The 11,353-nt window shown below is 35.3% G+C and carries 9 protein-coding genes and 1 rRNA gene; 9 read left to right on the top strand and 1 reads right to left on the bottom strand.

Annotation, left to right across the window (positions count from 1 at the left end; all coding sequences use genetic code 11):
• Positions 1-204: 204 nt before the first annotated feature.
• The 9 genes from ilvD to ilvA are packed head-to-tail and all read left to right on the top strand — an operon-like array spanning position 205 to position 10,992.
• On the top strand, positions 205-1,893 hold the full coding sequence (gene ilvD, locus LQ688_RS09105) for a dihydroxy-acid dehydratase (RefSeq protein ID WP_017001158.1): 1,689 nt from the start codon (positions 205-207) through the stop codon (positions 1,891-1,893).
• A gap of 12 nt (positions 1,894-1,905) precedes the next feature.
• Complete coding sequence (gene ilvB, locus LQ688_RS09100) at positions 1,906-3,639, top strand: biosynthetic-type acetolactate synthase large subunit (RefSeq protein WP_239752731.1); 1,734 nt, start codon at positions 1,906-1,908, stop codon at positions 3,637-3,639.
• Complete coding sequence (ilvN, locus tag LQ688_RS09095; protein WP_017001159.1) at positions 3,639-4,112, top strand: acetolactate synthase small subunit; 474 nt, start codon at positions 3,639-3,641, stop codon at positions 4,110-4,112. Before ilvB ends, ilvN begins: the two co-directional genes overlap by 1 nt.
• A gap of 11 nt (positions 4,113-4,123) precedes the next feature.
• Positions 4,124-5,155 (top strand): ketol-acid reductoisomerase, encoded by a 1,032-nt coding sequence (gene ilvC / locus LQ688_RS09090; RefSeq protein WP_257504811.1) that lies wholly within the window; start codon positions 4,124-4,126, stop codon positions 5,153-5,155.
• 28 nt (positions 5,156-5,183) lie between these two features.
• Positions 5,184-6,716 carry a 2-isopropylmalate synthase gene (locus LQ688_RS09085; RefSeq protein ID WP_017001161.1) on the top strand — a complete coding sequence of 511 codons (1,533 nt, stop codon included), beginning with the start codon at positions 5,184-5,186 and terminating at the stop codon, positions 6,714-6,716.
• Complete coding sequence (gene leuB / locus LQ688_RS09080; protein WP_216683971.1) at positions 6,713-7,753, top strand: 3-isopropylmalate dehydrogenase; 1,041 nt, start codon at positions 6,713-6,715, stop codon at positions 7,751-7,753. Before LQ688_RS09085 ends, leuB begins: the two co-directional genes overlap by 4 nt.
• Before the next feature lie 14 nt (positions 7,754-7,767).
• Positions 7,768-9,141: a 3-isopropylmalate dehydratase large subunit gene (leuC, locus tag LQ688_RS09075; protein ID WP_064204915.1), complete on the top strand. Its 1,374-nt coding sequence runs from the start codon at positions 7,768-7,770 to the stop codon at positions 9,139-9,141.
• Complete coding sequence (leuD, locus tag LQ688_RS09070; protein ID WP_017001164.1) at positions 9,142-9,711, top strand: 3-isopropylmalate dehydratase small subunit; 570 nt, start codon at positions 9,142-9,144, stop codon at positions 9,709-9,711. It abuts the gene before it with no gap.
• Between the two features lie 15 nt (positions 9,712-9,726).
• Positions 9,727-10,992 (top strand): threonine ammonia-lyase IlvA, encoded by a 1,266-nt coding sequence (gene ilvA, locus LQ688_RS09065; RefSeq protein WP_017001165.1) that lies wholly within the window; start codon positions 9,727-9,729, stop codon positions 10,990-10,992.
• A gap of 274 nt (positions 10,993-11,266) precedes the next feature.
• Here the strand turns inward: ilvA and rrf are convergent.
• Positions 11,267-11,353 (bottom strand): 5S ribosomal RNA (gene rrf, locus LQ688_RS09060); the annotation flags it as partial.

The raw sequence follows: 11,353 nt of genomic DNA, 5'->3' as shown, positions 1-11,353 counted from the left end.
TTGTAATGAAATTCTATATGACGGCACATAAACCGACAACTGAATATAGCTTAATAGTAATTTTATTACGCTCAGTAGGACTCGAACAACAGTAACTTGCAATTTACTGTATGGTTTAAGTCCTATTTCTACTTGAATGGGACTCGTAAACAGCGTCCCATTATATTGGGAGGCTGTTTTTTTATTTTCTAGAGGAGTGTAAATATGAGAAGTGACATGATCAAAAAAGGTGACCAACAAGCACCTGCAAGAAGCTTATTACATGCAACAGGACAAATTAAAGACCCAACAGATATGAACAAACCGTTTATTGCTATCTGTAACTCTTACATCGACATTGTCCCAGGACATGTTCATCTAAGAGAGTTAGCTGATGTTGCTAAAGAAGCAATCAGAGAAGCAGGTGGTATTCCATTCGAATTTAATACGATTGGTGTAGACGATGGCATTGCAATGGGACATATTGGCATGCGCTACTCATTACCAAGTAGAGAAGTTATCGCAGATGCAGCAGAAACAGTTATTAACGCTCACTGGTTTGACGGCGTATTCTACATGCCAAACTGTGACAAAATCACACCAGGAATGTTACTAGCATCAGTTAGAACAAACGTACCAGCTATTTTCTGTTCAGGTGGACCGATGAAAGCAGGTTTATCTTCAACAGGAAAAGCATTAAACCTATCTTCAATGTTCGAAGCAGTTGGTGCATTTAAAGATGGATCAATGAGTAAAGAAGAATTCTTGGATATGGAACAAAACGCGTGTCCTACTTGTGGTTCTTGTGCAGGTATGTTTACTGCTAACTCAATGAACTGTTTAATGGAAGTGCTAGGTTTAGCTCTACCTTATAACGGAACAGCAATTGCAGTTGGTGAACAAAGAAAAGAATTAATTCGAGATGCTGCATTCAAGTTAATGGATTTAGTTAAAAATGATATTAAACCAAAAGATATCGTAACAAAAGATGCTATCGATGACGCATTTGCTTTAGATATGGCAATGGGTGGTTCTACTAACACAGTTCTACACACATTAGCTTTAGCAAATGAAGCAGGAATTGATTACGATTTAAACAGAGTAAACGAAATTGCTAAACGTACACCGTACTTATCTAAGATTGCCCCAAGCTCATCTTACTCAATGCATGATGTACATGAAGCTGGTGGTGTTCCAGCAATCATCGGTGAATTACTGACTATGGATAATGTATTACATCCAGATAGAATTACCGTAACTAGTAAAACATTAAGAGAAAACAACGAGAATAGAGAAATTAAAAACCTCGATGTTATCCATAAAAAAGAAAACGCATTTTCAAAAACTGGAGGTTTATCAATATTATTTGGAAATATCGCTCCAGATGGTGCAGCTATTAAAGTCGGCGGAGTTGATCCATCTATTAGTAAATTCGTCGGTAAAGCGATTTGCTTCGACTCACATGATGAAGCGGTTGAAGCAATTGATAATCATACAGTACGTGAAGGTCACGTAGTTGTTATTAGATATGAAGGTCCTAAAGGTGGACCAGGAATGCCAGAAATGTTAGCCCCTACTTCATCCATCGTAGGTAGAGGTTTAGGTAAAGATGTTGCACTTATTACTGACGGAAGATTCTCTGGTGCAACAAGAGGTGTTGCTGTCGGACACATTTCACCTGAAGCTGCTGCTGGTGGCCCTATTGGATTAATTAACGATGGAGACGAAATCGTAATTGATTTAGTTAATCGTAAATTAGATGTTAATGTTTCTGACGCTGAATTACACGAAAGAAAACAAAATATCAAACCATTTAAAGCAAAAGTAAAAACTGGCTATTTAGCTAGATATACTGCCCTTGTTACAAGTGCAAATACAGGTGGCATTATGAAAGTACCAGATGAATTAATTTAAGGAGTGATTATCATGGCACTAACTACTAAATCTTATAATGAACCCGATGAAGCAACTAAGGAAAAAACAATAACTTACACAGGAGCAGAATTACTCGTACAATCATTTATTGATCAAAAAGTTGATTATATCTTTGGTTATCCTGGAGGCGCTGTTCTTCCATTATATGATGCTTTTTATGATGGTAAAGTTCCTCACATTTTAACTAGGCATGAACAAGGTGCTGTTCATGCCGCGGAAGGATATGCAAGAGTTACTGGTAAACCAGGCGTGGTTGTTGTAACAAGTGGACCTGGTGCTACAAATACAATCACAGGTATTGCAGATGCAATGAGTGACTCTATCCCTTTGATCGTTATTACTGGACAAGTGCATAGACCAGGTATTGGTAAAGATGCTTTCCAAGAAGCGGATTTACTTTCTATGACAACACCAATTACAAAACATAACTATCAAGTAACAGATGTAAAAGATATTCCAAAGATTATAGACGAAGCTTTTCATATTGCTTCTACTGGTCGCAAGGGACCAGTTGTAATCGATTTTCCTAAAGATATCGGCGTATTAGAAACAGTTGAAGTTGAACCAAGAGATTTAGATTTACCAGGTTATCAGCTTAATTTAAATCCTGAAGATAAAGAAATTGAGCAAATCATTCAAATGATGAGTGTAGCTAAAAGACCAATTATTTTAGCTGGAGCTGGTGTGAATCATGCAGAAGCTTCTAAAGAACTCACTGAATTTGCTAACAAATTTAAAATTCCAGTAGTGAATACTTTATTAGGATTAGGGTCAATTCCCTACTCTGACCCATTATTCTTAGGTATGGGCGGCATGCATGGTTCTTACGCAAGTAATATGGCACTTACAGAATGTGATTTGTTGATTAACTTTGGCAGTAGATTTGACGATAGATTAGCAAGTAAACCTGATGAGTTTGCTCAAGACGCTAAAGTTATTCATGTCGATATCGATCCAAGTGAAATCAATAAAATTATACCTACTGATTTAGGTGTTATTGCCGATGCAAAGCTCACTCTAGAAGCATTGTTAGAATATGATGCTCATGAATTAATTCATAACGAATGGTACGAACATTGTCTATCAAATAAAGCGACTTACCCATTCAGATACGATACACCTACAGATGACTTTGTTAAACCACAACAAGCAATCGAGTATATTGGTAAAATCACTGACGGTGATGCATTAGTTTCTACAGATGTAGGTCAACACCAAATGTGGGTCGCTCAATATTATCCGTTTAAAACACATGGACAAATCATTACAAGTGGTGGTCTTGGAACAATGGGATTCGGAATTCCAGCTGCAATGGGTGCGAAATTTGCATATCCTGATAAGACAGTTGTTGCCTTTGTTGGTGACGGTGGATTCCAAATGACTAATCAAGAGATGGCTATTCTTAACGAATTTGATAACGATATTAAAATTGTTCTTATCAATAATGGAACACTAGGGATGGTAAAACAGTGGCAAGATAAATTTTACAGTCAACGTTTCTCACATTCAGTATTTTCTGGACAACCTGATTTCATGAAGCTTTCAGAAAGTTATGGCGTTAAAAGTTTCATGATTGATTCAAATGAGAAATTAGAATCAACACTTGATGAAGCATTTGCACATAAAGGCTCTGCTCTTATCGAAATTAGAATATCCCCTTCTGAACCAGTACTACCAATGGTTCCAAGTGGACAACCAAATTATAAGATGGAGGGCGTGGAATAATGAAAAGAACAATTAAGACATTAGTGCTCGATAGAGCGGGCACACTCAACCGGCTTACAAGTATTTTTGTAAGGAGACAGTACAACATTGTTACTCTTTCAGCAACGCCAACTGAAACTGAAGGCATTACTAACATTACATTTATCGTCGATGTTTCAGATGAAAGTAGTATCGAAACGATCATTAAACAATTAGAAAAACAAGTGAACGTAATTTCAGCTTTAGATATTACAGAAACAAATTTATTTAATCGTGAGTTGATTCTTATAAAGCTCGGTCATCCTAGCAATTATCAAGAATTCGAATCAGTGATCGAACCTTATAAAGAACAGCTCACAATTTTAAAAGATGTTGAAGAACACATCTATTTACAAGCTTTTGGAACCCATCAAACAATAGAAAATCTATTGGATGATTTAGATATATATCCAGTGACACAAGTGTCACGAACAGGTTCTGCAGGATTACTATAAAAACAAAACAAATTAACTATTGGAGGCATTTTATTATGACTAAAGTATTTTATGACAACTCGGTAACAGAAGACGCATTACAAGGTAAAAAAATTGCAGTAGTTGGGTATGGTTCTCAAGGACATGCACATGCACAAAACTTAAAAGATAACGGATATGATGTAGTTATCGGTATTCGTCCAGGTAAATCATTCGATCAAGCTAAAGAAGATGGCTTTGAAGTATATCCAGTTAACGAAGCAGTTAAACAATCTGACGTTGTAATGATTCTATTACCAGATGAAATCCAAGGACAAGTATATAAAGAAGAAATTGAACCTAATTTAGAAGCAAATAATGCATTAGTATTTGCCCATGGATTTAACATTCATTTCAAAGTCATTCAACCACCTGAAAATGTTGATGTGTTCCTAGTAGCACCTAAAGGACCAGGTCATCTTGTAAGACGTACATTTACAGAAGGCAGCGCAGTACCAGCTTTATATGCTGTGTACCAAGATGCTTCAGGTAAAGCAACTCAATTAGCGCTTAGCTATGCAAAAGGAATTGGAGCAACTCGTGCTGGTGTAATTGGTACTTCATTTGAAGAAGAAACTGAAACAGACCTGTTTGGTGAACAAGCTGTATTATGTGGCGGTGTTACTAAGTTAATCCAATCAGGATTTGAAACACTAGTAGAAGCTGGATATCAACCAGAAATTGCTTATTTCGAAGTATTACACGAAATGAAATTAATCGTTGATTTAATGTATGAAGGCGGAATGGAAAACATGCGTTACTCTATTTCAAATACTGCTGAGTACGGTGACTATGTTTCAGGAGAACGCGTTATTACACCAGATGTTAAAGACAACATGAAAGCAGTATTAAAAGATATTCAATCAGGAGCATTCAGTGATAGCTTCATTAAAGATAATGAAAATGGCTTTAAAGAGTTCTTAAGAATGCGTAAAGAACAACAAGGTCATCAAATTGAATCAGTTGGTAGAGATTTACGTGACATGATGCCATTTGTTAAAGCTAAAAGCATTCAGTCCAAATAAATCATAGTAACTTAAGGAGAGGATAATTATGCCAGATCATATTCAAATATTCGATACAACTTTAAGAGACGGAGAACAAACACCTGGAGTAAACTTTTCATTCGAAGAACGTCTCAAAATTGCTAAACAACTAGAAAAATGGGGAGTAGATGTTATCGAAGCAGGATTCCCCGCTTCTAGTGAAGGTAGTTTTAAATCAGTGGAAAGTATTTCACAAGCATTAACAACAACAGCTGTATGTGGTTTAGCTAGATGTAAAAAATCAGATATTGATGCTGTACATGAATCTACAAAGTTAGCTCAACATAGACAAGTTCATGTATTTTTAGCAACTAGCCCTATCCATTTAGAATTCAAATTAAAAATGACTGAAGATGAAGTATTAGCATCGATTAAAGAGAATATCACATATGCTAAAACATTATTCGAAAACGTACAGTTTTCACCTGAAGATGCTACAAGAACACCTTTACCATTTTTAATAAAAGCAATTCAAACTGCTGTTGATGCTGGTGCTAATATAATCAATATTCCAGATACTGTAGGTTATTCGTATCCTTTAGAATATGGTCAACTCTTTAAGACAATTATTGAATCAGTTGAAAGTGACCATGAAGTGATTTATAGCTCTCATTGTCACGATGACCTAGGCATGGCCGTAGCAAACGGCCTTGCTGCTTTTGAAAATGGCGCTCGTAGAGTTGAAGGTGCAATAAATGGTATCGGAGAGCGTGCTGGTAATACTGCACTCGAAGAAATTGCACTTGCATTGTATGTAAGAAAAGACCATTACAACCTTTCTACTAATATTAATTTAGAAGAAACAAAAAATACAAGTGACATGGTCAGTCGTTATTCAGGCTTTCAAGTTCCTAGAAATAAAGCCATTGTTGGACAAAATGCATTTAGCCATGAATCAGGTATTCATCAAGATGGCATTTTGAAAAATCCAGAGACATATGAAATTATGACACCACAACTCGTCGGTGTTGTAAAAAATTCATTACCTCTAGGTAAATTATCCGGTAAACATGCTTTCAGTGAAAAACTAATAGAACTAGGCTACGACTTAACACCAGACGAACAAGTCGAAGTATTTAAACAGTTTAAATCTATTGCAGATAAGAAAAAACAAGTAACTGATCGTGATATACACGCTATTTTACGCGGTAGTGAACATGAAGAAAATGCGTATTATAAAGTTAATGCTCTTCAACTGCAATTCGTATCTAACGGCCTGCAAAGCGCAGTCGTCGTTATTGAAGATAAAGAAGGTAAAACTTATCAAGATTCATCGATTGGATCTGGTTCTATCATTTCAATTTATAATGCCATAGATAGAATTTTTGATTATTCACCTACTCTTCAACAATATAGAATTGAATCAATTACTGAAGGAACGGACGCTCAAGCTGAAGTTCATGTACAAGTTGAATTTGAAGATGAAACATATACAGGTATCGGTATTGATTACGATATTTTATATGCTTCATGCAAAGCTTATGTTGAAGCACATGCGAAACATAGTGAAACTACATTGAAAGAAGGCGTGAAGTCATGACATACAAAATCACTGCCCTACCCGGTGATGGTATAGGCCCAGAGATTTTAACAGGTAGTTTAGAAATTTTAGAAATCCTGTCAAAGAAATTTAATTTTGAATATGAAGTAGTATCAAAAGATTTTGGAGGTATCGCCATAGATAAACATGGCGAACCTTTACCTCCTGATACATTAGAAGCATGTAAAAACAGTGATGCTATTTTGTTAGGTGCTGTTGGAGGACCTAAATGGACAGATCCTAAAAACAGACCTGAACATGGACTATTAGGTATCAGAAAAGCACTTAAACTTTTTGCTAATATTAGGCCTACAATTGTTACTGAATCAACTGCACACCTTTCTCCACTTAAAGAATCATTAGTAAAAAATACAGATTTTATCATCGTTAGAGAATTAACAGGCGGTTTATATTTTGGCGAACCAAAATATTTCGATGAAAATAAAGCTGTAGATACTCTAGCTTATTCAGTTGATGAAATAACACGAATAGCACATGTTGCTTTTAAACTAGCTCAACATAGAAATAAAGTTGTAACTTCAGTAGATAAAGAAAATGTATTAAGTTCTTCAAAATTATGGAGACAAACATTAGAAACAGTTTCAAAACAATATCCTGATGTAACTTTAAATCATTTACTCGTAGATGCTTGCAGCATGCATCTTATAACAAATCCAAGACAATTCGATGTAATTGTAACTGAAAACTTATTTGGTGATATTTTAAGCGATGAAACATCGGTTATCCCAGGTTCATTAGGATTATCACCTTCAGCTAGCTTTGGAGAAGACGGACCTAGTTTATATGAACCTATTCATGGTTCAGCTCCTGATATCGCTGGAAAAGATATAGCAAATCCAAGTGGCATGTTATTATCTTTAGCAATGTTAATACGTGAAAGTTTAAATCAACCAGAATGTGCACAACATTTAGAAGATATCGTATTTAAAACAATAAAAGAAGGTATTTCAACAAAAGATTTAGGTGGACAATCTAGCACATCTGAAGTCTTCGAAACTATTAAAAAATCAATTTAAAAGGAGGAAACGACATGAGTCAAACATTATTTGATAAAGTATGGAATCGACATATAATAGCCGGTAAAGAAGGTGAACCACAATTATTATATATCGACTTACACCTAATACATGAAGTCACTTCTCCTCAAGCTTTTGAAGGCTTAAGATTGCAAAATAGGAAAGTCCGACGACCTGATCGTACATTTGCTACGTTAGATCACAATGTACCGACAGTTGATATATTCAATATTAGAGATGAAATAGCTAATAAACAAATTCAAGCTTTGCAAAAAAACTGTGAGGCTTTCGGTGTAAAGTTATTTGATATGGGTTCAGATGAACAAGGTATTGTGCACATGGTTGGACCTGAAACAGGTTTAACACAACCAGGAAAAACAATTGTATGTGGCGATTCTCATACAGCTACACATGGCGCATTTGGTGCTATAGCTTTTGGTATTGGTACAAGTGAAGTAGAACATGTTTTTGCAACACAAACTCTATGGCAAACTAAACCTAAAAACTTAAAAATACAAGTAGATGGAAGTTTACCTAATGGTGTTTATGCCAAAGACCTTATTCTTTATTTAATCAATCAACATGGTGTAGATTTTGGAACTGGTTACGCATTAGAATTCGCTGGAGAAGCCATTGAAAATATGACGATGGATGAACGCATGACCATTTGTAATATGGCAATTGAAGCTGGCGCAAAATACGGTATGATGAAACCAGATGAAACAACTTTTGAATATGTTAAAGGTCGTGAATACCAACCTGAAAACTTTGAAGAAAAAGTAGAAGAATGGAAAGAACTCTATTCGGACGAAGACGCTACTTACGATAAAATTATCAATGTAGATGTGACCGATTTAGAACCACAAGTGACTTGGGGAACTAGTCCCGAGATGGGCGTAAGTTTTAGTACTCCTTTCCCTGAAATAAATGATTTAAATGATGAAAGAGCTTATAACTATATGGGACTTGAACCAGGTCAAACAGCAAGAGATATTCCTTTAGGATATGTATTTCTAGGTTCATGTACAAATGCTAGACTTTCAGACTTAATCGAAGCAAGTAAAATCGTAGATGGTCATACCGTCCACTCTAATATAACAGCTATTGTTGTCCCTGGTTCAAGAAGTGTTAAACTTCAAGCCGAGGCATTAGGTCTAGACAAAATATTTAAAGACGCTGGTTTTGATTGGAGAGAACCTGGATGTTCAATGTGTCTAGGTATGAATCCAGACCAAGTACCTGATGGAGTACACTGTGCATCTACAAGTAACCGTAACTTCGAAGGAAGACAAGGTAAAGGAGCTAGAACTCATCTAGTATCCCCTGCTATGGCTGCAGCTGCTGCAATTAATGGTAGATTTGTAGATACAAGAAAGGTGGTCATTTAAATGGAACCTATTAATATATTTAATGGTAAAACTGTACCTCTATTAAATAATAATATTGATACAGATCAAATTATTCCTAAAGCATTTTTAAAACGTATTTCTAAAACAGGATTCGGACCATTTTTATTCGATGAATGGCGCTACCTTTCAGATGGCTCAGAAAATCCAGAATTCAATTTAAATAAACCTGAATATAAAGGCGCATCTATTTTAATTTCTGGAGATAACTTCGGTTGTGGTTCATCAAGAGAACACGCTGCATGGGCTTTAAAAGACTTTGGTTTTCTTATTATAATAGCTGGTAGCTTTAGTGATATCTTTTACATGAACTGTACTAAAAACGGTATGCTTCCTATTGCTATTGAAAATAAAACAGATAGAGAATCAATTGCTCAACATAGTGAAATTACAATAGATTTACCAAATCAAGAAATTATAACACCAGAAGCTAAATATCACTTCGATATTGATGCAACATGGAAAAATAAACTCGTTAATGGACTAGATGATATCGCAATTACATTAACATATGAAGACCAAATTAATGAATATGAAAAAACGCACAACTAATATAGGAGTGATAGAATGACCTTAAAAACTCGATTAAGTACCGATGATATCGAAGATGCATTTTTAAAACTTAAAGATACCGTCAAACAAACACCACTTGAAAAAGACTTATACTTATCTCAAAAATTTGATTGTAATGTATATCTAAAACGTGAAGATATGCAATGGGTAAGATCTTTTAAATTACGAGGCGCGTATTACGCGATTAATCAACTAACTGATGAACAACGTGCTAATGGTGTAAGTTGCGCAAGTGCAGGTAATCACGCACAAGGTGTTGCATTTACAGCTAAGTATTTAGGTATTAAAGCTGTAATATTCATGCCTGTTACTACTCCGTCACAAAAAATAAATCAAGTTAAATTTCATGGTGGAGAATTCGTGCAAATTGAATTGATCGGTGATACATTCGATGATTGTCTAAAACACGCACTAGAGTACACTAATAAATTTAATTTATCATTTATTGATCCATTTAATAATTTAAATACGATTGCAGGACAAGGTACTATAGCAAAAGAAATCCTAGACTTTTCTTCTGAAGAAAATATAAATTTTGATTATTGTTTTGCAGCAGTTGGAGGCGGCGGCCTTATCTCTGGAGTTGGTACTTATTTAAAAGATAAGAGCCCTTCTACACAATTAATTGGTGTTGAGCCATTAGGTGCTAGCAGTATGGCACAATCTGTGAAAGCTAATAAAGTTGTAGCACTTACAGATATAGATAAATTCGTAGATGGTGCTTCAGTAGGTAAAGTTGGCGAATTAACATTTGATATCGCTAAAAACGTTGTAGATAATTTTGTCGCAATCGATGAAGGTGAAGTGTGTAGCACAATCTTAGATATGTATTCGAAATTAGCTATTATAGCTGAGCCTGCAGGTGCTTTAAGTGTATCGGCATTAAACCATTACAAAAATGAAATTAAAGGTAAAAATGTAGTATGTATCGTCAGTGGTGGCAACAATGATATTAATAGAATGAAGGAAATAGAAGAACGTTCATTGCTATTTGAAGATATGAAACATTACTTTATTGTTAATTTCCCTCAAAGACCTGGTGCTTTAAGAGAATTTGTTAATGATGTTTTAGGACCGAATGATGATATTACTAAATTCGAGTACTTAAAGAAATCGAGTCAAAATACAGGTACCGTTATTATCGGTATACAATTAAAAGACCACAATGATCTTGATCAGCTTTATAAAAATGTTAGTGAATTTGATCCTAAATACATTTATATTAATCAAAATAAGATGCTTTACTCATTACTCATATAATACAAATGAGTCTGGGACATAAATAATTGTCCCAGACTCTCTTTTTGTATTGGCAGTAGCTGACTGGTATGAAAATGCGCTTATATCAAGCTTTTTTCATACCTAGTCATCCTTGCCGGGGTGGGACTACGAAATCTTTTTAATAAAATGAGATTTCTGTCCTACTCCCATTTGTATGTATAGAAATAGAAAGATTACTCCTTTAAATTAAATCAAAAAAAAGAGACCTAACAGGTCTCGAGTGCGGCTCATCGCATCAATTTTATAATAATTTGCCCGGCAACGTCCTACTCTCGCGGAACGTAAGCCCAACTACCATCGGCGCTAAAGAGCTTAACTTCTGTGTTCGGCATGGGAACAG

It is taken from the genome of Mammaliicoccus sp. J-M40, assembly GCF_022386395.1.
In the GTDB taxonomy this organism is placed as follows: Bacteria; Bacillota; Bacilli; order Staphylococcales; family Staphylococcaceae; genus Mammaliicoccus; species Mammaliicoccus lentus.
This window is presented reverse-complemented; position numbering and strand designations above follow the sequence as displayed.

Excerpts from the sequence above, each read along its gene's own strand:
- ilvA (WP_017001165.1), top strand. The coding sequence starts at position 9,727 with ATGACCTTAAAAACTCGATTAAGTACCGATGATATCGAAGATGCATTT.
- ilvD (WP_017001158.1), top strand. The coding sequence starts at position 205 with ATGAGAAGTGACATGATCAAAAAAGGTGACCAACAAGCACCTGCAAGA.
- leuD (WP_017001164.1), top strand. The coding sequence starts at position 9,142 with ATGGAACCTATTAATATATTTAATGGTAAAACTGTACCTCTATTAAAT.
- LQ688_RS09085 (WP_017001161.1), top strand. The coding sequence starts at position 5,184 with ATGCCAGATCATATTCAAATATTCGATACAACTTTAAGAGACGGAGAA.
- ilvB (WP_239752731.1), top strand. The coding sequence starts at position 1,906 with ATGGCACTAACTACTAAATCTTATAATGAACCCGATGAAGCAACTAAG.
- leuB (WP_216683971.1), top strand. The coding sequence starts at position 6,713 with ATGACATACAAAATCACTGCCCTACCCGGTGATGGTATAGGCCCAGAG.
- leuC (WP_064204915.1), top strand. The coding sequence starts at position 7,768 with ATGAGTCAAACATTATTTGATAAAGTATGGAATCGACATATAATAGCC.
- ilvN (WP_017001159.1), top strand. The coding sequence starts at position 3,639 with ATGAAAAGAACAATTAAGACATTAGTGCTCGATAGAGCGGGCACACTC.